The 21,782-nt window shown below is 63.4% G+C and carries 15 protein-coding genes and 3 pseudogenes; 6 read left to right on the plus strand and 12 right to left on the minus strand.

Annotated features, from left to right (window positions below; genetic code table 11):
• Positions 1 to 17: 17 nt before the first annotated feature.
• From BVH73_RS07525 to BVH73_RS07535, 3 genes are read left to right on the plus strand one after another with little or no spacing between them, the layout of a single operon-like run.
• Positions 18 to 734 (plus strand): hypothetical protein, encoded by a 717-nt coding sequence (locus tag BVH73_RS07525; RefSeq protein ID WP_051849179.1) that lies wholly within the window; start codon positions 18 to 20, stop codon positions 732 to 734.
• Positions 718 to 3,234 (plus strand): site-specific integrase, encoded by a 2,517-nt coding sequence (locus BVH73_RS07530; protein ID WP_079417520.1) that lies wholly within the window; start codon positions 718 to 720, stop codon positions 3,232 to 3,234. The genes BVH73_RS07525 and BVH73_RS07530 overlap by 17 nt, the downstream gene beginning before the upstream one ends.
• Positions 3,231 to 6,425 carry a DNA breaking-rejoining enzyme, catalytic core gene (locus BVH73_RS07535; RefSeq protein ID WP_154048446.1) on the plus strand — a complete coding sequence of 1,065 codons (3,195 nt, stop codon included), beginning with the start codon at positions 3,231 to 3,233 and terminating at the stop codon, positions 6,423 to 6,425. Before BVH73_RS07530 ends, BVH73_RS07535 begins: the two co-directional genes overlap by 4 nt.
• Positions 6,426 to 6,710: 285 nt before the next feature.
• On the opposite strand, the pseudogene BVH73_RS07540 reads toward BVH73_RS07535, so the two are convergent.
• The 4 genes and pseudogenes from BVH73_RS07540 to istA all read right to left on the minus strand — a co-directional run.
• Positions 6,711 to 7,190, minus strand: a pseudogene (locus tag BVH73_RS07540) (transposase); the annotation flags it as partial.
• Between the two features lie 66 nt (positions 7,191 to 7,256).
• A pseudogene (locus tag BVH73_RS07545) lies at positions 7,257 to 7,601 on the minus strand (IS1634 family transposase); the annotation flags it as partial.
• Between the two features lie 97 nt (positions 7,602 to 7,698).
• Positions 7,699 to 8,490 (minus strand): IS21-like element helper ATPase IstB, encoded by a 792-nt coding sequence (gene istB, locus BVH73_RS07550; RefSeq protein WP_079415568.1) that lies wholly within the window; start codon positions 8,488 to 8,490, stop codon positions 7,699 to 7,701.
• A 22-nt stretch (positions 8,491 to 8,512) separates the two neighbouring features.
• Positions 8,513 to 10,057 (minus strand): IS21 family transposase, encoded by a 1,545-nt coding sequence (gene istA, locus BVH73_RS07555; RefSeq protein WP_079420231.1) that lies wholly within the window; start codon positions 10,055 to 10,057, stop codon positions 8,513 to 8,515.
• A 455-nt stretch (positions 10,058 to 10,512) separates the two neighbouring features.
• On the opposite strand from istA, the pseudogene BVH73_RS16160 reads away from it, so the two are divergent.
• Positions 10,513 to 10,626: pseudogene (locus BVH73_RS16160) on the plus strand (helix-turn-helix domain-containing protein); the annotation flags it as partial.
• Positions 10,627 to 10,729: 103 nt separating this feature from the next.
• Here the strand turns inward: BVH73_RS16160 and BVH73_RS16070 are convergent.
• Both BVH73_RS16070 and BVH73_RS07570 read right to left on the minus strand, forming a co-directional pair.
• Positions 10,730 to 11,200, minus strand: a complete 471-nt coding sequence (locus tag BVH73_RS16070) for a chorismate--pyruvate lyase family protein (RefSeq protein WP_245800462.1) — start codon at positions 11,198 to 11,200, stop codon at positions 10,730 to 10,732.
• A 358-nt stretch (positions 11,201 to 11,558) separates the two neighbouring features.
• A complete protein-coding gene (locus BVH73_RS07570) occupies positions 11,559 to 12,611 on the minus strand; it encodes an IS630 family transposase (protein WP_031407563.1) in 1,053 nt (350 codons plus the stop codon).
• On the opposite strand from BVH73_RS07570, the gene BVH73_RS15735 reads away from it, so the two are divergent.
• Positions 12,610 to 12,774, plus strand: a complete 165-nt coding sequence (locus BVH73_RS15735; protein WP_154048447.1) for a cupredoxin domain-containing protein — start codon at positions 12,610 to 12,612, stop codon at positions 12,772 to 12,774. The genes BVH73_RS07570 and BVH73_RS15735 overlap by 2 nt on opposite strands.
• A gap of 246 nt (positions 12,775 to 13,020) precedes the next feature.
• Here the strand turns inward: BVH73_RS15735 and BVH73_RS07575 are convergent, their stop codons facing one another.
• From BVH73_RS07575 to BVH73_RS07585, 3 genes are all read right to left on the minus strand, one after another.
• On the minus strand, positions 13,021 to 13,626 hold the full coding sequence (locus BVH73_RS07575) for a TlpA family protein disulfide reductase (protein WP_245800463.1): 606 nt from the start codon (positions 13,624 to 13,626) through the stop codon (positions 13,021 to 13,023).
• Entirely contained in the window at positions 13,565 to 14,134 is a 570-nt protein-coding gene (locus tag BVH73_RS07580) for a hypothetical protein (protein WP_079417530.1), read from the minus strand. The genes BVH73_RS07575 and BVH73_RS07580 overlap by 62 nt, the downstream gene beginning before the upstream one ends.
• Before the next feature lie 214 nt (positions 14,135 to 14,348).
• Positions 14,349 to 14,840 carry a hypothetical protein gene (locus BVH73_RS07585; protein WP_038168338.1) on the minus strand — a complete coding sequence of 164 codons (492 nt, stop codon included), beginning with the start codon at positions 14,838 to 14,840 and terminating at the stop codon, positions 14,349 to 14,351.
• A 104-nt stretch (positions 14,841 to 14,944) separates the two neighbouring features.
• Between BVH73_RS07585 and BVH73_RS16115 the strand changes: the two genes are divergently transcribed.
• Complete coding sequence (locus BVH73_RS16115) at positions 14,945 to 15,076, plus strand: hypothetical protein (protein ID WP_255333622.1); 132 nt, start codon at positions 14,945 to 14,947, stop codon at positions 15,074 to 15,076.
• Between the two features lie 183 nt (positions 15,077 to 15,259).
• Here BVH73_RS16115 and BVH73_RS07590 read toward each other — a convergent pair whose 3' ends face one another.
• From BVH73_RS07590 to BVH73_RS07600, 3 genes are read right to left on the minus strand one after another with little or no spacing between them, the layout of a single operon-like run.
• Entirely contained in the window at positions 15,260 to 18,397 is a 3,138-nt protein-coding gene (locus BVH73_RS07590; RefSeq protein ID WP_031407555.1) for an efflux RND transporter permease subunit, read from the minus strand.
• Positions 18,394 to 20,013 carry an efflux RND transporter periplasmic adaptor subunit gene (locus tag BVH73_RS07595; protein ID WP_031407553.1) on the minus strand — a complete coding sequence of 540 codons (1,620 nt, stop codon included), beginning with the start codon at positions 20,011 to 20,013 and terminating at the stop codon, positions 18,394 to 18,396. The genes BVH73_RS07590 and BVH73_RS07595 overlap by 4 nt, the downstream gene beginning before the upstream one ends.
• Entirely contained in the window at positions 20,010 to 21,317 is a 1,308-nt protein-coding gene (locus tag BVH73_RS07600) for a TolC family protein (RefSeq protein WP_031407551.1), read from the minus strand. Before BVH73_RS07600 ends, BVH73_RS07595 begins: the two co-directional genes overlap by 4 nt.
• Positions 21,318 to 21,782: the final 465 nt, after the last annotated feature.

Raw genomic sequence — 21,782 nt, forward strand, 5'->3', positions numbered from 1 at the left:
GGGATGTTGTACTAGTCATGCAACCGCAAAGCCACGAAAGAGGCAGTGCGATCAAACTCGGCGCGCGTCGCTTTCGATGGGAGATCGTCAGACTCAGCGCAATTCGGGGTCTCCACCAGGCGATTCCAAACGACGTGGCCGCCGGCTATCCTGGTACAGAGGATGATGTGCTGGCATTGACCACAGATGGAATCAGCCTTCTATTGCATCTGCATCCCCTGATCTTGCAGCAGGCCGGAAAGAGGGTGAGCAAGGGCTTCGTTGTCATTGGTGGGTTGAACACGTGGCAAGCCCTTCAGCCGTGGCATGCGGCCAGGATGCGGCTTGAGTCGATCGAGTCCAGCCGCCTCAGTGATCAAGAGTGCGTCGCCACCCAGCAGATTTCTACACCCAACGCGGGCAAAGATCGATCACGCGCCGCTTGTTCCGTGCTCGAACCGCTCATCGAAGAAGTTCCGGCGCTCGTCATATCCAGCAAACTCGACGACGATGACATCGCTCGGTTGGCCCTCGCCGAGCGATGGCTCTTGGCCGCCAGTGTTGCACCCAAGCGGAGGATCGGCCGTGAATTGACCGCTCTTCATGGGCAAGCAAAGACACTGGGCCTTATCGACGAACTCACACCGCAGCTGCGGACTTTTACGGCATTGGCCCGCGTATTGGGTGTGACGACCCAGGGCCTACGGAAACAGCGCAGCGATGTAGACAGCAGCGACGATGGTGCAGACGCCTGAGACAGAACCCGCGAGCCGAGCCACGGGCGCGATCGAGCGGTTGTCCCGGTTGTGTGGCCACGATGCGGACGTCAATGCATTGCTGGAATGGATTGAGCCGCCCGCATCGGCACAAGCGTTGCCACTGGTCCTCGAGGGCCTGCGCGATCTGTTGCCAGTCATGCGCGATCTTGCAGCGGACAAGCCGGACTTGTTCGACGTTGTTGACAACGCGAAATTCGATGCGCTGAGAAGTGGCCTCGAAGAAATTGCCCCTGTCCTTCGCAACCTCCCAGCAGAGCTGGAACTGGCTGAAGTCCGTCCATCGCCTCGGCGCCCCAAGCAACCGTTCCGCGGGGTGATGTCAGGGTATCCCTTGTATACCCTGATCGGGACATGGCGGCATTTTGAAGCACGCGATGCCAAAGCCAAGACCATGCGGCCCGCCCTGGCTGCCATTGTCTTGTTTGCGAAGGTGCGCAGTGTCATGCAGCACGGGGCTGACGATGGCGCGACTCCCCTGTATGCCGGAGCCAAGGCTGCACGGCAAATGCTCGAAAGTGCAGCGATCCCCGAATCGTGGAGCATGTCGTTATCTGGCCTGATTGACGGCATTCGCGGGAGCGAAGCACAGTACCGCAGTGTCGCGGACGAGGGTGTACGCCATGCAGAACTGCGACGCCTGGTCGAGCCAGTTCTAAGAGCTCGCGGCCTGATCGCCGAGCGGCCTCCCAATGGCGCGCCCGAAGACCACGTCGTCGTCATCGAGCTGCAGCAGGCGCTGCCGACGGATCGCATTGACGTGCAGCGGGAGCTCCGCCTCCACACCAGCACCAAGGACGATCTCGAACGGGATGGGCTGACCCCGGGTGAGTTCGACACGGCGGAGGAGTACATCGAGTGGACTGAGTATGGGGAGGACTGGGATGCCGAGGCGAGCCCTGCAGGGATCGAGTTAGAGCCATTGGAGCGGAGTCTCGCGGAGCAGGTCATTCGAGCCCGGAGTCTGATTGGGCGGCGCGAACGGGCCGCCCAGCTGCTCGCCTGCGACTGGATACGCCCGGCTGACGTTGAGATCGCAGCGCTGTGGGCGACTCTGAAGCTTCGGCCGACAGCAAGCCCTGACGATCAGGAACGGGAAATCAGAGCACTGCTGGCCGTGACATTGTGGACGGGCAGGCCGGTTCAGGAGGTCGCAAGGATGCAGATCATCAACCGGCGTGAAAAGGCGCCCGAGCAGTGGTCGGCAGGCCTGTTGATGTGGGCCATCGATACCCGCGATCTGGCCGCCTCGGTGCTGCGTCCAGTCGGCCAACCCAAGCATCGCGGCATCGACCTTGGCCAGGCCTTGCCAACCGTTGACCGTATCACGCTCGATGTGGATGAGCTCCTCGGTGACTTTCTCGTCGTCTTGCCCAATGCGGCTTCCCTGGCTTCGTCTGAGCGGGTTCGAGCGGCCATGGCGTTCGCCACGCCGACGAAGACCTTGATCGAAGCATCGCGGAGTTGGGTACGCGAGCACGCAAAGCAGGAGCACGGTCGCCTCACCTTGGCGATGGTCGAGACGTGGATGTTCAGATGCATCGTTGAGCACCGTCGCGACCATGCACTCGCCAGTTTGTTGACGGGGAGGCCGCATCAACTTGCCGACACCGGTTTGCATTACCTCTGCGTCAGTGCAGACGAGGCCGCGCAATGGCTTCGCGCTGAACAGCGGCAGAGGTTGGCCGAATTGAGTCGGGCGGCGCTCCCCATTCCCTATGCCATCGCCGAGGACAGAGAAATCCGGGCGCAGATCGGTAAAGCGGTGACCACAGTCGTTGGTGCACGGGTTGTGCCCCGACTCGAAGTGATCCATCGCATGGTTCGGTCACTGCGGAAGGAACTGGATTTGCAACGGGGCATGCCGATGGCCAGCGATGCCCGCTTGAAATTGCACAACGCCTACACGCAGTATGTGCATGCGATGCTTCGTTTTGCCCTTGGGATGCGTGACGTGGGACAACCGTTGCCCAATTGGGAGCGCATCGACACGAAGAACATGGTCGTGCTGCTGAGCGACAAGGATGATGTGGCCAGCACGGCCACACGAATCGCGCCGCTTTGCCCCACCCTTTCCCGGCAGCTCCAGCTTTACGCGAAGCACTGGCGCGCGACTTGGGCGAAGTTGCTCTCACACTCATGCGATAGCCTGCCTCCGGTGTTGTTCTACCTTTTGCGCAAGGGCTCGCATGTCCAGGTGATCGAGCGCCCCACTGCGGAGATGCGGCAGCAATTCAAGCTTCTAACGGGCTACGGTCTGCCGCTGAATTCAAGTCGCCACTGGCTGCGGACGCGCCTCGCACAGGAGGGCGTGCCAGGCGAGATGATCGAAGCTTTCATGGGGCACTGGCAGCGAGGCGCTGAGCCGTGGGGACGGTATAGCGCTCTGCCTGCGCGGGTGGTGACCGAGACCTTGCGCCCAACGTTGGAAAAACTCGTGTGCGAGGCGGGTTTCAGCGCGCTAAGAGGCTGGGCATGACAGGGTCCGCTTGGGGTGGTTTCGACATCGATCCCATTGCTGTTTCAGGGGCAGCCTCAGACATTCGGCGCCGGCGAGAGGCCAGCGAAACCCGGCGCGTTGACGTGCAAAGCACGGTGCGTGCATGGATCGAAGATGGGGGACATCGTTCCTGGCTCGAGGGGCAGATGGGCCTTACCGTAGACGCGCAACATGTCAAGGCGCTGCGCGCGAAGATTGACCTGGTCTATAGGGGGTCAGATAGGCGATGGGCGACGAACTATCTTGTCCGAGGCCTCGAACGTGGGCGGCTGCAGTGCGGCTGGCATGTGAAGGTGCCCCCGCACGTTCTCACGTTGCGATTGCCGTCGCCTCAGCTCAACGCAGACACCTTCGTCGGGCTGACAAAGTCAACTGACATTGAGCAGGCCATCCTCGCGTCCTGGGGCCAATGCGCGCAGTCTGCGGCCCCGGCGACGCAGGAGATGATCATTATTAGTGCGATCTGGCATTCGGCGCTGATTGATCGAAAGCGCATCAACGCTGTCGACGAACAGTTGCGTGCGGGGTCCGTGCGTGTCACTGCTGACGGGCAGTGGGCCTGGGTGGAATGGCAGGACGCACCAGGCAACTGGCAGCGCCATGTGTTCGATCCATACACGACCCTTTTGATCTTGCGTTGGTTGGACGATCGCGTCAGCGGGCCCGACAACTCTGTGGAGGCAACGCCAAAAGATCGAGAGTCTCCCTCGCTTAGGTTGTCGCTCAGGGTCTGGCGCACCCTGAGAGCGAGGCTCGGCAGTGAGGCGTTTGGCGTGCGCTGTTGGTCGGACTTCCTAGGCGCGGCGCAGGCCAAATGGCACTACGTCTTGCCGCCGGCTCTGGCGCACTACGCGCATGGGAAGATCAGTACCGCATCACTGCCTCCACATGCGTGCTGGCGGGTGCTTCTTGGAAAGAGGCTCGCACCGCAACCAGCCGAACGTGCCGAGGATGGCGAAGAATCGCCCGCCAGCTTCGTCGCAGATGGCAAGGGCAAACGAGGACGTGCCCCAGGCCAAGGTGCTCGCGCGCAGCCGGCCGGACGCAACGGCGAAGTCCGCGCACTGATGCTTGGCGACAACCGGCGTGCGGGCGTTGTCCTCGCCGCTCTGAGGCGCTATCGGAAACAATTAAGCGACTCCCGAAAACTCGACTGGATCCTGTGCGACTGGATGATTGCGCTGATGCGCCCGAGTGGTCGAACAGGCAATCGCCTGAGTTCCGCGCGCGAGTTGCTTACCCGAGTTGACCGTAGGCTTGACGCCGTGCTGGGCTCGACTCTTCCCGACGATCCATCGATCTGGAACGATTCGATCGAGGCCATCATTCAGTGTGCACCGCAGAGCAGCCGCGGCAACATCCGCACCGCGCTGGCTATGCTCGACGCCCATGTGCGCAGCGTGCGGTGCTGGGAGCATCCCGAGGCTGACCTCGGCAGGGATGAGGGTAGCGTTGTCGATGCCCAAGTTGTGACCGAACGGGAGTTTCAAGATGTGATGCAGGAGTTGCGAGCGCAGGCTGTATCCCGCGAATGTGAAGTCGCCGCAATCCTCGGCTACCGATGCGGGCTGCGGCGCACGGAAATTCGAGGCCTGCGCCTGATCGACTTTCAGGGTCGCGTGGAGCCTTTGCTATTCGTGCGCAGCCATGCGGGACGCGCGCTCAAACGCGATAGCGGCCGTCGCGTGCTGCAGCTCAAAAGCCTTTGTACCGAGGATGAGCTCGGGCTGCTGTACGCGCAAGCCGACGCCAGCGAGCGCATGGCGCAAGCCTCGCCCATTGCGCGCGACCTGGTCCTGCTGCTTCCTCAGGCCAGCGATCCGGCGGCACGCCTGCCCGAAGAGTCGTTGCTTGGTCCGGTCCAGGATGTGTTGCGACAGATATGCGGAGAAGGCGCGATTCGATTTCATCACCTCCGGCACAGCGCCGCGAACCGCACGCTTTGTGACTTGATCGAGGCGGCTGTCCCGCGGGCATCGCATCTGCTCGACCCAGAAGGGCTGAGTCGAGACATCGCATCTTTGCGTCACCGCGCTCTTGTCGGAGCCGGGCAATCGCTGAGACCGCTGGTTTGGGCGACCAGTGCCCTTCTGGGGCATGTCACACCCCAAACCACGCTCGGCAGCTATGTGCACGTTCTGGACATGTTGCTCGGCCATGCAACACGCCGGGAAGCCATGGCTCTGCGTATCCCCTCAATGACGCTGGCCTGGCTGGGGAAGACTAGGCCGTCCAGCATTGATGTGCTGCGCCACAGCCTCAAATCCGCCGCAGGCAGCGCTACACCTCAAACGCTCGCGTCGGTGTTGATCGCGCGCCTCGTGCCCAAGCTCTCGCAGCGTTTCCCGCTGTCGTGTCCGTGGCCAGTCGAGTCACTCCAGAAGGCTGGCCGCCGGTCAGCGGTGGCGGCGGAGAACGCAGCGTCCAAGCGCTTGGGCAACATTGTCGAGGCACTGCGCCTGATCCACGCGTTGCGGAATAATCCGAAAGCGCCCGAGGCCCTTCGCTTTGCCGGACCGACCGTGTGTCGGGCCATCGCAGAGCAAACTCGACGCTGGTCATCCTTGCGCGGCCCGAGCCCTGCGAGGCGGGCGACATCGGGCTACGTCGACGGGACGATCCGCGTCGGGGCCCTGGCGCTGGATCGGCCTCGAAAACATCGACTGCTTAAGCCCAGGGCGTTGGAGCGCGATGCGCAGTCATTCCTGGCTGCCTGGCGCGCATGGCACAGTGAGGAGCCGGTGGCGGTCGAGAGGGTGCTGACCGTGCACTGGGCAAGGCATGACACAGACGACCACGCAATCGTCTTCACCGACATCGAAGAAGCTCAGCTATGGCTGAGCGCGGTAGGCCGTTTGCATTCTTTGGGCGCTCCGTTGCTGCTTGATGCGCTGCAGTGGCATCACACGCCCAACGCTCGTGGCGCCGGCAGCGCGATCATCCAGCGCAACGCGTGGTTGAAGGAACTTCAAATGGACTGGGTGACGGTGACCAATGCGGCGCCGCGCAGCTTTGCACGCGCCAAACCAGTCCCCGCGGCGGGAGCATTGCGTGCGGGTGACGGCAATCAGCGCGGGCACTCCGGGGGGATGCTTCAGGCGCTTGATGCCGCCTCCTACGTTATGACATTGTCAATCTTGATTCGCGCCTCGTTGGGTCAAGTCACCTAAAGTAGGTACGCCAAGGGCCGAGGGAGCGAAGGCACCTCCGTTCAGGGAGCCCTGTGGGCAATTCTCATGTTTCTAGCGATCGCAGAAATCCTGAGGTGCACGCTTTTGCTGTGGTCCTTCGCATCGCAAAGGCGACCCCTGCAGGTCGCTGATCTCGCCGAGATCGCCGGGCTATCGGCCTTGATCTGGGTGGTGTCGATCTACCAGTTGAGACCGCTTCTCTACCTATAGACACGGCACGAATTATCCGTGAACTTTAAGGTGTCGGCCCTGATTTATTCATCTTCAAGGGGCGGCCAGTCGCAGCGCTGGGCCGTTGAGCGCATAGCAGGCGAGTTCGCGCAGCATCGGATGCCAGTTCGGGCGTAAGTGCGCAGCCTGACACAGGCGCAAATAAAGCCGACTCACAAAGGGCACCCCCTTCCTGGCGATCATGCGCAGCAGCCATTTGATGTTGTAGCCTGCCGCGCACAGCACGGCGTGCAACCGGTCGCCCTGCTCACCCTTGAGGGGACAACGGTCCATGCGGTGATCGCTCTTGAGGTGGCCGATGATGGGCTCGATGGCCTGGCGCCGCTTGAGTTGATTTCTGTCCTTGCTGCTGATGCGTTTGGATTTGCCCCGGTGCACGATATGCACATCCGGGTTGCCAGCATCCACGCCCCGATAGCCCAGGTCAACGAACGCGGTCGCCGGCTTTGACCTGCTGTCCTGCATCAGGATCGTGGCCCGCTCCAGTTGCTCGCTCAGGGTGTGGCCGTCGTAGGCCCGGGTTCAACAGTTCGCGGCGCAAATGATTGATTTCTCATGTGTGAATTTGGAATCGCTCCACTACAAGAGGGTCAGTTGAGTGTTGAGTGTCGGTTTTTTGATGGTGAGTGCCGACAAGATGTCGGTGTGCTCCTGGCGGATCGTGAACAGGCCCGCAGCGGGTTGCGCGACACCGAGCGTGACCTGGTGATGTTGAATGCGGCGCAGATTGTCCAAGGCGCACTCGGGGGACAGGCGGGTGGCGCTGGCCTGCAGTCGCGTGCGCATGACGCGGTGCAGCATTAAGGCCATGAAGCAGATGGCGGCATGGGCGCGAATGCGCTCAGGCAAGCGGTGGAACATCGGGCCGATCTCGATCTCCGACTTGAGGGCCCGAAAGCCCCGCTCGATGTCGGCCAGAGACTTGTTGTCACTTTTCGGCATAAAGGAGCCAGCCATTTTCGGCACATAGAGACCAGCCGGAGGGTCTCAAACGGGCATCATTCGGTTGTGGATTTTGCCTTTATTTGATGTCTTTTGGTTGATTGGATCTCTGGGTTTTGGTTGGCATTGCGTTGGGCATCTGGCGTGGCGTGCGGTAAGACTGGCCATCGAGCACGAGGCAATAGGCGTTGTGGCGCAGGCGGTCGAGCGTGGCGGAGGCCAACAAGGGGTTGCCTGGGAAGGCCTGATCCCACTCGGTGAAGTCCAAATTGCTGGTGACGATGGTGGTCGTTCGTTCGTAGCGCTCGGCGATGAGTTCATGCAGATCCTCGTCGGCCGGTGCGCGCAGGGGCTTGAGTCCGAAGTCATCGATGATGAGCAGGGGAATACGGCTGAGCGCCTGCAGTTTGCGTTCGTAGGCATTGGTCGCACGCGCGGCGTGCAGGGACTGCGTGAGGGCCGAGCAACTGGTGAAGAGCACATCAACGCCTTGGCGGATGGCGCAGTGGCCCAAGGCCTGTGCCAGGTGGCTTTTGCCAGTTCCACTGGGTCCGACGATCAACACAGGTGAGCATTCCCGCAAATAGCGTCCGGTGGCCAGGTCGTGCACCAGTGCGCGGTTGAGTTGGGGGAGCCGCTCGAAATCAAACTGCTCCAGGGTCTTGCTCGACCGAAACTGAGCCCGGCGGATGCGGGTGCTGAAGCGGTTCTGGTCGCGGCGGGCCACTTCATCGCCCATCAGCAGGGCCAGGAATTCCGTATAGGCGAGTTTGGATTCAATGGCTTGGCGGTTCCTGGCCTCCAGAGAATCCAGGATGCCGGACAAGCGCAATTGCTTGAGGTGTGGAACCAGTTCGGGAATGGGGATCATGGGTGAGTTGCTCCTTGGGGGGTTAATGCAGGAGGTCCTGCTGCGGGTTGTGGGCATTGGGGGTGAATAGGCTGGCGGCATCGCGTACGAACCGGGCCTTGGCATAGGCGGGCGCGACACTGATCTCGGGCATCGGCAGACGGTCGGCATTGCTGCTCAGGATGGTCTTGACGGTGCGGTAATACGGGCTGTTGTGGGCCATGGCACGCTGGCAGGCAAGCTCCAGACGTTGGGCGCCGTAGGTCCTGGCCAGGCCAACAACGCCCTGTGCTGCACGCAGCCGCTCCACAATCCGGTCGCCCAGCAGGCAGTCAATGATCTGCTGGCAGTACGGCCCGATTTGCAGCGCTTGCTCATGGAGCCATTGGCGGTCGCGCGCGAAGAACAGTTGCGCCTTGGGTGGCAAGTGGTCTGGCGTCGTGACGCGTTGGCCAGGACGCGTCCCGCGCGGGTGGGTGGCCACCAATCGGTAGTCTTCATAGAGGGCAACACAACCATCGTTGGCACGCAGCCACAACTGCTTGCCCACCAGCCCAAAGGGCGCGGAATACAGGGCGTTGTCAAACTTGACGTGGCAATCGCGGTGCAGCGTCACCCGCTGCCACACGCCCAAGTCCGGGGCCTGGGCGGGCAATGGCTTGAGCAGGGCTCGCTCCAGCGCAAACAAATCCAGGGGTTGTTGGCGGGTGGTGCCGTGAATGCGCTGCCCGGCTTCCTGTAATACCCAGGCCCGTACTTGGGCATTGAGGTCGGCCAGATCACGGAATTCGCGGGTGGGCAGGAAGTTGCGTTTGACGTATTTGACGCCTGACTCCACGATCCCTTTCTTCTGCGGGTCGTGTGGCGGACAGGGGTCAATCTTGAAGTCATACCCTTCAGCGCACTCTGCATAGGAGCGTTGCACGTGGGGATCAAACCGACAGGCCTTGATGATGGCGCACTTGGCGTTGTCGATGATGACGCGCTCGGGCACGCCGGCAAACCACTCAAAGGCGCGGCGGTGGCAGCCCAGCCACGTCGCCACTGTCTGGTCCCAGACGAATTCCACATACTGGTGGCGGCTGTGGCACAGGGTCATGACAAAGGCCCATGTGCGCCGGCGAAGGCCATCCGGGTGCAGCAGAAACGGGCCAGCACCGAAGTCGACCTGAGCAGCCTCGCCGGGTTTGAAGTTCAGCCGCACGGTGACATCCGTGCGCGGCTGCGCCCGGCTGATGTCGCGCATGAGGCGGTAGACGGAGGAGTAGCTGCCCTTGAATTGGTGATCGCGTACCAGCGCGGCATGGATGGCCACGCCCTCAACGCCCGCGTCCATCCAGCGCGCAATGAGCTCACGCCAGGGCTGGGCTTTGGAGATCGTGCTGACGGGGCGCCTGGCCACCGCGCTCAGACTCTGCGCAATCGTTTGGGCGTCAGGCGGCGGCCGATCCGGATCCAGCCAGCCCAGGCTCTGAGCGTGCTGGCGAAAGTTGGCCACCTTGACGCGGCCCATGAGCCCCAGGCGCGCTATCTCGCGGTCGCCATCACCCGCACGCAGTCGAATTAAAACGTTTCGGTATTCATGCATCTCGATCTTTCTGCGCCCCATCCGTTGCCCCTGAGCAAAAAGCTCAGAAGGTAACGGCGCTTGTGACGCGTTCGAGATGCCCGTCAAACCCCTTGGCTGGCTCCTATAGGCCGAAAATCAACTGGCCTGTATGTGCCGAAAACGCACTGGCTCGTATACGCCGAAAACGCGGTGGCTCCTATGTGCCGAAAACCGATTGGCCTATATGTGGTGAAAAGTGACACTTGTAGCGCCCGACGACATCGGCGGGGGTCAGATCGGGCACATTTGTCACCAGAAGATGTTGCCACTGACGTTGCTCTAACCGCGCTGCTGAGCGAAGCCGTGAATACGCGGCCGCCGTGAATAACTCGCCAGATGAATGGGTTATGGCAATCAAGGCTGGTAACGGCCCGAGCGGAACATGCTGCTTTGTCTGCTCCATCTCGCGTTGGCGACAACACTTGAGCGCATCCATGAGAGCCGGCCCGGTGTCGCTGCGCCTTCCCAGTAGCAAGGGCACAATAGCATCCAGGCTGAATCTCACCGAAGAGCACTTCTCGCGAGTCCTGCACCAACTCAGCGAGGCTGGGCTCATCCGCGTCGAAAAGCGCGTCATCCATATCCCGGGCATTCAGCGCTTGAGGGCAAGTGCAAGCGGAATCGGGGTGCCGGTAGCCGAGATTCGTGGCGCTATGCGCGAGCTAACGGCCGGCTGTGGCCGCGCAGCGCGGCCACAGCCGGCAGGAAGACCTCGGTCACCCAAAGCGCCTGGCCACGATGCACGAAGGCGGATCGCCGCGCCCACAACGGCGTCGCCGTAGGCAGTCCTGCGTATGCGCAGGCGGCGCGCCGCAAGGCGTCGCGGGGCGGCAAGCGTCGCACCCGGATCTCGCCGCGGCGCGTCATCGCGCGCGCGAACACGGCTTCGCCGACCGGTTGACTGCCCAGCGCCACCAGCAGCCGCCAGTTGCGGCGCAGCACGTCGCGACGCGCTACGCTCTGCCCATACACCACAGGCACACCGTCAGCAAACAGCACCACCTCGCGCGACCACGCTCGCCGGCCCAGCGGCTGCGCCAGCAGCGGCGCCTCGTCGCGCCGCGGCCGCGCCAGGCCCTGATGCAGTCGCAGCAGGCTGAAGGCACCGCAGTGTGCGCGCAACCGCGATGTCAACGAGCCGCGCTCGGCCAGCCAGGCGGCGATGCCACTGCGCCCGCCGCAGGGGTATAGCGGCCGCCAAGCGTGATCAACGCTAGCCCCGGAAGCGTACTTGCCGCGCCCTCGCATGCGATGCCCGAGTTACTTGCTGCCCAGCGCGGCGCTGAGGTCACCGGACTCGACTGCGCCAGTCACCAACACGCAACCGCTGGCCGCGACAATGAACAGGGAACGGACTCTCATGATGGTTCAATTCAAACGCGGTAACGTTGATCAACGCAGCATTTCCAACTCCAAAGCATAGCCGGTGCGGGCGCTTTTGAGCAGCGGCAATGTCCAAGTCGGCGCCTAGTCCACTGCGTCATTGAGATGGCACCGGGTGGATTCGGCGCGATGGATCGTCGTACTTCCACTTCACGGGTTTGGGATTCTTGTTGTGCGCGCGGATGTAGCGCATCAATTTGCGATCCAGATCCTTCACGGAGGTGAAGATGCCACGACTGATCACGTCGCGCTGGATGCGGGAGAACCAGTTCTCCACCTGGTTCAGCCACGACGAATACGTGGGCGTGTAGTGAACGCGCACATGGCCATGCTCAGCCAGGAACTCCGCGACCCGCTCGGTCTTGTGGCTGCTGACGTTGTCGCAGATCACATGAATGTCCTGGTGCGCAGGTTGGCTGGCCACGATGTCGGTGAGGAAGGCGACGAACTGCTCGCTGGTGTGGCGCGGTGCGGTCTTGCCCAGGACTTCGCCGGTGGCTGTGTTCAGCGCCGCAAACAGGCTCAGCGTGCCGTTGCGCTTGTATTCGAACGAATGGCTCTCGGCGCGCCCGCGCGACAGCGGCAGCATGCGGTCCTTGCGATCCAGCGCCTGAATCGCGGTCTTCTCGTCCACGCAGAACACCGCCGCGTGCGCAGGTGGGTTCAAGTACAGCCCAATGACATCGGCGGCCTTGGTCTCGAACGCCCGGTCGTTGGAGATCATGTGGCACTCGAGCCTGTGCGGACGAATGTTGTGCTTGCGCCAGATACGCTGCACGGTCGACACCGACACGTCCCCGAGTTCGGCGGCCAACTTGTAGCTGCTCCAGTGCGTCGAACCGTCCGACGGTTTGTGTCTGAGCGTGCGATTGAGAACCCGCGCCTCAAGCTTGGCCACCGGCTGCTTCGGCGCCCGCCCGGGGTGCCTCGCGTACATACCGGCCAACCTCTCGCTCAGAAAGCGGCTCGACCAGCGTGAGAGAAATCGCGAATCACATTCGAGCCTGCGCATGATCGTTTCACGCGATTCACCGTCCTCAAGCATGAGGATCAACTTCGACCTGCGCACATCGGCCGCGCGCATCGTTCGACTGCGCACGATCGCCTCCAGTTGATCTCGCTCTGCTGCACTCAGATTCATCTTGCCCATGCCCCCATTTCACCATCAATGGGGTGCGTTTTCAATGACGCATTGGGCTAGCGGTAAGGGTGATCTGATCTGGCGCTTCTACAAACCCGGAACCGTCAATTTCGCCTGGGCGATGCTCGGGCATCTGGAAGCTGGCATGGTTGGCAAGATTCTGGTGGAGTGAGCGCTCCACATGAGGTAGCGGGGGTGGCGCTCGGCAACTGCGGGGCTTGACGTTCTCAAAAATCTTGCTTGACTGTCGCCTTCTACTGTTTCGTGCCGCGCCTCCCGCCGCAAAGCGGGACCGTTTGCCCGCGAAAATCGCCTCCCTCCCGACGTCGCGGGCAGGACCCGTCCGTCCGGCACTTCAGCCAGCAAGGCATGATGGGCCAGTTCACCGTGGCCTGAGTGCCCCGGGTCCGGGACGCTTTCAGCGCATCAGGGCCTCGATGGTTTGCCGAATCTGCGGGGTGTTGTAATCGCGCCCGCCGACGGCCTGCCGGACGATCAGACCCCGCTTGTCGATCAGATAGGTTGTCGGAATCCCCATCACGCCGAAAGCATGCGCCACCTGACTATGCTGGTCCAGCAACACCGGAAATGTGGGCGAGGGATTGAGTTCCCCCATGTAGGCGAAGACGTTGTTCAGGCTCTCGCCCTGGTCCAGCGCCAACACCTCAAAGGGGCGACCTTTCATCGACAGGTAAAGCCTTTCGATGGACGGCATCTCCTGCCGGCATGGCGGGCACCAGGTTGCCCAGAAATTCACCAGCACCACCTTGCCGCGGTAGTCAGCCAGACGGTGTGCTTTGCCGTCGATGTTCAGCAGGCTGAAGGCCGGCGCTGGGCGCGGTGGCTGCACCACCGCGAGCGCTTGATCTTGCACTGGGCTGGCGGCAAACGCGGTGCGAGCTCTGGCTGCCGCCAGCAATCCGGCGCCACCGAGCCAGGACAGCACTTGGCGGCGCTCAGGGTTAGCCATGCGAGGCTGCCGCGCATTGTGGGCCTGCCAATGTGGCTTGGTGTTGCGTTCCATGTTCACTCCAGAAATAAACAAGTTTGAACCGCGCATCACGCGGTAAATCCACGGTGGTGAAGCCTTGGCCCCAATCCCCAACCTGCAGGGTTTGCTGCGCCGGCAGGATCGACCAATCCGAACTCACGCCCAGCGGCTGCCAGCGTTGCAGCCACTGGGTCTTGGTAATCAATGGGTGCCGTTTGCCATCCTCCGTCACGGCCTTCCAGTCGGCCACGTCATAGGTGATGGGGGCTTTGGCGTTGTTCCGGATCGAGGTCCCGAACACGCAGACCTGGGCAATGGCATCGATGGCCTTGGGTGGATAACCCATGTTCTCGTAGAAGGCGCGCACATTGTCGGGGCTGAGCTGGATCAACTGCACGGTAAACGCATGCTTGGCATTCGTCCATGACGGTTGGGTCGCCGCACCTGCAGTTGCCACCTGCGTGGTCTGCACAGCCCAAATACTTGGTGATAGTCCGGCACAAACGAGTGCGACGAGCCACGGGAAAACACGACCATCCATCGTTCAACTCCTTAAGAAAAACGCCAATGAGCGACTGCGTGATCAACAGTTTTTTCATGGCAGTTTCTCCAGATGATTGGAATGCAGCAGCGCTGACACAGCAGCCAAGACATGGGGTTGGCTGCTGTGGCAACCCCACATGGAAGACTTCGCCTCGCCGGGATCGCCATGCAGACCGTTCCGGACATCTCTGCACAGCGCCGCGAATCACGCATCACATCATCACGCGCATTATGGCCGGCATGCCCTCCTTGGCGAAGCGGTCGAGTTCGCGGGAGTGGGCTTTGATCACGGCGACCATCTCCGGGTCGGAGGAGGTCTCGGTCACGGCCACGCCATCGGGCAGGATGTCGAGCTTGCGCTGGTACTTGGTCGGGTTGGCGAACATCTGCGGCACGCTATTACTCATGGGGTAGGGGAAGGGGCGGTTCTGATCGAGCCGTGCATACATCTCCACCACATGCTTCTGGATGAGCGCTGCCGTCGTGGGGTCGGCCGAGGTGGTCACGTCATGCACCCCATTGGGCAGCTCGGTCACCTTGCGCTGGATCTGCTGGTGAACCTTGAACAGCTCCATGCCGGTGCGCATGGGGCCGTTCATGTTCTCGGGCGACATCATGCCGCCCATGCTGCCACCCATCATCCCTCCACCCATCGTGCCCTGGGCCTTGGCGGAGGGTGCGCCGTGTCCGGTTAAATAGCCCACGACGGTTCCAACAAAACCCACAAGGGCAGTCACAAATGAACGACGTTGCATAACGATTTCCTGGTTACAACACACAAGGAACAAACGACGAAAGGAAGCTGATCATGATGACTTCTGTCTGCATGTCGGGGGGCGGCATGGCCCTCATGGGGTTGTTCGGACGGCTGGTGCTGGCTTTAATCGCGCTCGGCGTGATGGCGCTGATCAAATACATCTTCTCCAGCCCCCGGCTTTGACGCAACAGGCTCCTGAAATACGTGCGCCCTGCACGCTGAGACTTGCGTGGCACGACAGGGTTCTGAGAGCAGCCGAATCCTGCAGCAACACGATTTGACATGGATCAAGGACGGACATACTGGGCCGCTTCCGAACGTCCTTGAGGCCTTTGTGAGGGCCTGATTGCGGCTGATTGATAGTGCTCATGAAGCCACCTCCAGCCTGGGACTCTCGCCCAGCCCCAGGCGCCGCTTCTGCCACAGGGCGTAAACCGCCGGAATCACCAGTAGCGCCAGCAAAGCAGCCGTCAGCATGCCGCCAACCATGGGCGCGGCGATGCGCTTCATCACGTCGGCACCAGCGCCTTCGCTGAACATGATGGGCAGCAGGCCGCCGACCACCATGGTGAGGGTCATCGCCATGGGGCGCAGCCGCAGCAAGGTGCCCTCGACCACCGTTTGCTTGAGGTCGCCCCAGGTGTTGAGGCGGTCGTGAATCTTGCGCCGCTCCAGCGCCGCGTCGAGATACAGCAGCATGACCACGCCGAACTCGGAGGCCACCCCGGCGGTGGCGATGAAGCCCACGCCCACCGCAACCGAGAGCTTGTAGCCCAGCCAGTCGACGTACCAGAATCCGCCCACCAGCGACAGCGGCAAGGTCAGCAGGATGATGGCGACCTCGGTGATGTTCTTGAAGTTGAAATACAGCAGGAGCGCGATCAGGCCGATCACCGCCGGCACGACGATCTTCAGACGCTGCACGGCCTGCTCCAGCGCCTGGTACTGCCCAACCCAGTCGAGCGTGAAACCGGGCTGCAGATGAACCTTCTGTGCCAGGGCCGCTTGCGCCGCGGCCACGTAGCTGCCGATGCTGGTGCCGGGTTTGAGGTCGATGTACACCCAGGAATTCAGGCGGCTGTTGTCGCTGGTGAGCATGGGCGGGCCGCCCTCGATGCGCAGCGTGGCCACCTGCGCCAGCGGAATCTGGCTGCCCTCGGGCGTGGCGATGCGGCTTTCCATCAGCGTGGACAGCGACTGGCGCAGTTCGCGCGGGTAGCGCAGGCTGATGGGGAAGCGCTCCAGGCCGTTGACGGCGGTGGACAGCATCTGTCCACCGATGGCGGTCTCGACCAGGCGGTTCACATCCGCCACCGAAAGGCCGTAGCGCGCGGCTGCCAGCCGGTTGGTGTCGACCACGATGTAGCGCCCGCCGGTGGCCCGCGCCGCATAGGCGTTCTGGGTGCCCGGGACCGTTTGCAGCGCCGCCTGGATCTCCTGCCCCAGCCGGTTCAGGGTGTCGAGATTGCTGCCGGTGACCTTGATGCCGAGCGGCGTTTGCAGGCCGGTGGTCAGCATGTCCACCTGGCCCTTGATCGGCTGGGTCCAGGTGTTCGATACGCCAGGAATCTGCAGCGCCTGATTCATCTTCTCGATCAGCTTGGCGGTGGTCATGCTGGCCGGCCAGGTGCTGCGGTCCTTCAGGTTCACGACTGTCATGAACATCGAGATCGGCGTCGGGTCGGTCGCGGTCTGCGCCCGGCCCGCCTTGCCGAACACGCTCTCCACTTCGGGGAAGGTCTTGATGATGCGGTCGCTCTGCTGCAGGATCGCGGCGGATTGGCCGATGGAGATCGACGGATCCTGCGACACCGGCATGTACAGCAGGGTGCCTTCGTTCAAGGGCGGCATGAACTCCGAGCCGAGGTGCTTCCAGGGGAAATACAGGCTGGCCACGGCGACGAGGGCCAGCACGATGACCAGCCATGGTGCCCGCAGCACGCCGTGGATCAAGGGGCGGTAGAGCCAGATCAGCATCTGGTTCAGGGGGTTCTTCCCCTCCGGGCGGATATGCCCGCGGATGAACCAGGCCATCAGCAGCGGCACCAGGCTGATGGACAGGATGGCGGCCGCGGCCATGGCATAGGTCTTGGTGAAGGCCAGGGGCCGAAACAGCTTGCCCTCCTCGCCGCCGAGCGCGAACACCGGCAGGAACGACACCGCGATGATCAGCAGCGAAAAAAACAGCGCCGGCCCGACTTCCGATGCCGCCACCCTGGCCTTCATCCAGGGATCGGCGCCGGGATCCTGCTCCATATGCTTGTGCATGTTCTCGATCATCACGATCGCAGCGTCGGTCATCGCGCCGATGGCGATGGCGATGCCCCCTAGGGACATGATGTTGGCCGGAATGCCCTGCGCCCACATCACCAGGAAGGCGGCGAGGATGCCCAGCGGCAGCGACACGATGGCCACCAGCGCCGAGCGCGCGCGCAGCAGGAACAGGAATGACACCAGGGCGACGATCAGCGACTCCTCCAGCAGCTTCTCGGTCAGGGTGTGGATGGCGCGCTGGATCAGCGGCGCCTGACTGTAGGTGGTGACGATCTTCACCCCGGGCGGCAGCGAGGGCTGGATGCTGCGGATTTTGTCCTCGACTCGGCGGATGATGGCATCGGCGTTCGAGCCCTGGTTCATCATCACGATGCCCCCCACCACCGCGCCCTCGCCGTTGAGGTCGGCGGCGCTGTTGGGCAGTTCCGGGCCGAATTGGACGCGGGCGACATCCTTGAGCGTCAGCGGCACCCCGCCACGCGCCGCCAGCGGCGCGTTCTCCAGATCCCGCAAGGAGCGGATATAGCCGGTGGTGCGCACCATATAGCTGGCCTCGCCGAGATCGACCACCGAGCCGCTGGTCTCGCCGTTGGCGGCGCGGATGGCATCTTCCACCTGCGGCAGGGTGAGGTTGTAGGCCAGCAGGGCCTGCGGGTTCACAACCACCTGGTATTCCTTCACCATGCCGCCGACCGTGGCGACCTCGGCCACCCCCGGAATGCCCTGCAATTGGTATTTGAGGAACCAGTTCTGCAGGGTGGTGAGCTGGCTCAGGTCCTGCGTGCCGCCGGTATCGGTCAGGGCGTACATGTAAACCCAGTCCACCCCCGAACTGTCAGGCCCCAGCGCCGGCGTCACTCCAGGCGGCAGTTTGGATTGCACCTGGCTGAGATACTGAAGCACCAGGTTGCGCGCTTGATAGATGTTGGTGCCATCCTTGAAGATGACGTAGACAAAGGAGTCGCCGAACATCGAATAGCCGCGCACCGCGCGCGCGCCGGGCACCGACTGCAGGGTGGTCTCCAGCGGATAGGTCACCTGGTCCTGAACCACCTGCGGCGCCTGCCCGGGGTAGGAGGTCTTGATGATGACCTGGGTGGGGGAGATGTCGGGGATGGCCTCCAGCGGCGTGTTGCGCACCGCCAGGATGCCCGCGGCCAGCACCATCAGCGCGCCGATCACCGTCAGGCTGCGGTTCTCGAAGCACCACTCCATGAGCCGCCGGATCATGGGGCGCTCCGGTCAGGAGCCATGTTCATCCCGGCTATCGACCCGGCGGCGGGTGGGGGCGCGGCTGCCGGCGTGGCGGGTGGTGCGCCCGTTGGTGGGGCTATTGGTGCGACCGTTCGCGAGGTCATTGGCCCAGCAGAGCCAGCTTGCGGGGCGCTCGCTGGCGGCATGCCTGGCATCGCTCCCGTGGCGGGTATGCCACTCGCGCCGCTCGTGCCGGCATGACCACCGAGCATGCGCGCCTTGACCGACTGGAACTGCGATTCAGAGTACAGCAGGAACTGGGCGCTTTCCACCACCTGGTCACCCGCCTTGAGCCCCCGGGCGATGACCACCCAGCCGTTCGCCTCGGGCCCAAGCGCAACTTGCACCGGCAGGAAGTGGCCGCCCGCCTGCGCCAGCATGGCGTAATCGCCATCCTGCGTGCGCAGCACCGCGCTGCTCGGCAGCGCCAGCGCGGTTTGCGCCTGGGCCTGCACCGTGGCGTTGGCATACATGCCCGGGCGCAGAATGCCGCCGGGGTTGGCGAAGCTCAGGCGCGCGGTGATGGTGCGGGTTTGCGGGTCCAGCGTGGGGTAGAGAAAGTTCAGGCGCCCATCCCAATTCCTGCCGGGGTAGGCCGGAAGCTGGAGCTGCACGCCGTCGCCCAGGCGCACCCACGGCATCTGGTAGTCGTACAGCGCCACATTGACCCAGACCCGATCCAGATTGGCGATCTCGAACAGGCTATTCTGCGACGAGACATAGCTGCCCTGGCGAATATTGAGCGCCGTCACCACCCCGCTCTCGGGCGCCAGGATGGGAACGTTGCGCATCGGCTGGCCCGAGGCCTCCAACTGCTTGAGCGCAGCCCCGGGCAGGCCCAGCAGCAGCAGGCGCTGTTTGGCCGCGGCCAGCAAGCCCTGGCTGTCGGCATGACCGTCGGCCGCGCCGGCTTGCTGGCGCGCAATGCTGTATTCCTGCTGCGCGCTGTACAGCTCGGGCGAGTAAATCTCCGCCAGCACCTGACCGCGCGCCACCGGGTCGCCCACGGCACGCACCTTGAGATGCACGACCCAGCCGGAGAAGCGCGGGGTGACGGTGGTGACGCGGTTCTGGTCCACGGCCACGGTGCCCACGGTCTGGATCGCCTGGCCCATGGGACGCATCTGTGCGGTCGTCAGGCGCACGCCCAGGTTTTGCGTCAGGCGCGGGTCGATGCGCAGCCCGCTGTCGTTGGCGCCGGCTTCGGCCGGGGCGTAGACCGGCACGTAATCCATGCCCATGTTGTCCTTCATCGGACGGTCCGAATGGATCGCCGGATTCATCGGGCTGACCCAGTACAGCACCCGGCGCTGCGGCGCCGCAGCCGGGGCGTAGACCGGGACATAGTCCATCCCCATGTTGTCTTTCATCGGGTGGTCGGAGTGGATGGCGGCGTTCATCGGGTTGGCCCAGTACAGCACCCGGCGGCTTGCCGGCGCTGCTGCGGAAGCTGTTGCGGAAGCCGGGGCCGCCGCGGCGTTCGGCGTCTTGGGGTCCGAGGCGCCGTGCGGCAGCCAGCGACTGGTCCAGAGGCCCGCGCCGATGCCGACCAGCAACAGGCCGAGGCCGAGAGTGAAGGTTCGCAAATTCATGGCTGCTGCTCCGAAGGCGTTGTCAGGTAGTCGAGTTCGGCCTGGGTGGCCAGCAGATCCCGGCGCTGTTGCAGGGTCTGGAGTTCAAGGGCAAAAACGGCTTGCTGCGCCTTCAGCACGTCGCTCATGCTGGCGCGGCCGTTGCTGTAGGTGGTGAGGGTGGAGTCGTACGCCGCATGCGCCAGCGGCAGCATGTGCGCGCGCATGCGCTGCCACTTCTCCTGCTGGCTGCGCATGCGCGCCGTGGCGGTGCGGATCTGCTGCTGCAAGGCCAACCGCTGGTCCTGCTCGTCGTAGCGGGCTTCCAGCACCTGGGCGCGGGCGCTGTCGAGTTCCTGATCCAGCCGATGGCTGGAGAAGATCGGCAAGTTCATCGAAACCCCGGCGGAGAAAAAGTTGGGAGAGCCCGGAAAAAAGCTCTTGCCGTAGGAGGCGCCAACCGTGATCTCCGGCAGGAAATCCTTCTTGGCCACCTGCACGCCAGCCTGGGCGATCTGCACCTTGGCCTGGGCCATGCGCAGCAGCGGCTGGGTCGGGGGCGCTTGCTCGGGAGCCGTCGCGCCTGGCGACAAGCTCGGCCAGTCAGGATCGATCTGCGGCGTTTGATCGCTGCCGAGTGCCTGGGCAATGTCGGCCAGGGACGCCGCTTCATCCGCGGCGAGCGCGCTTTGGTCGTTGCGCAGTTCGTCCTCGGCGAGACGGGCGCGCAACACATCGCTCTGCGGTCCGTTGCCTGCCCGGTAGCTGGCCATGGCCGCGTCGACGTTCTCACGCGCCAGCGTCTGCTGCCGCTGCACCGTCGCCATGGCCTGGCGCGCGTACACCGCTGCAAGCCAGGCGCGTCGCAAGGCGAGAACCAGCTGCGCGCGTTTGGCTTCGCGGCTGAAGTGCTGCTCCGAGGCTTGCGCCTGCAGCTTGTCGCCTTCGAGGGCCAGCTTGCCGATCGGCGGAAAACTCTGGCTGACGCCGACGCTGAGCATGGTCATGCTCTGCTGCGTCAGCGAGAAGCTGTTGGTGGGCAGGTTGACCGCGTCGAACGACACATGCGGGTCGGGCAACTGCGTGGCCGCCGCGGCCTGGTGCTGGATGGCGCGGATGCGCTGCGCGGCTGCGGCCAGACTGGGATTGCTCCGCGCCAGTTGCGCCTCGGCGGCACCGAGGGTCAGGGGCGCGGCTTGGGCGGGTGCGGCCAGGCCGGCGAGCAGTAGAAGCGTGACGAGAACGGGGATGGCCGCCGGGCGTTCAGACCAGACGGATGACAACCGCCGGGCTTGCGCACGGCGGCACTGCAGGATGAGGGACATCGCTTTCCTCTTCGGCGGATGGAACGCTGCAAGGCCGCAGCGTTGATCGCAAGGCGAACACGAACATCGCCCGGTGAAGGTTCACCGGGACGGGTGCTGCCGAAGGGGTCAAACTTGGAGGCGAGCCGCGAGGAAAGGCGGCTTGGAGGGAGGCGGCGGATCGAAGCGCCCGATGGGCAAGGCAGCCTGCTCAGGCTGAGCTTGGAGGACGAGCACCAAGCGTTGGATCAATGCTGCGTGAGGAAATGATGCGGCGTTGGACGTGCTGGAAACGGCAGCCGCGCCCAGGTCATTGCAGGCAGCTTGGCAAAACGCACGCTCGACTCGCGAATCGTCATGACCAGCGAGATTCGCTTGATGGCCGGCACCTACCATCGGCATAGCCGCCATGCCTGTGCAGCATGAGGCTGGCACGACCCGTATCGGGGCTGCCGTGGCTTGCATCCAGGGCAAGAGAACCAATGC

The organism is Thiomonas intermedia (assembly GCF_002028405.1).
GTDB classification, from domain to species: Bacteria; Pseudomonadota; Gammaproteobacteria; order Burkholderiales; family Burkholderiaceae_C; genus Thiomonas; species Thiomonas intermedia.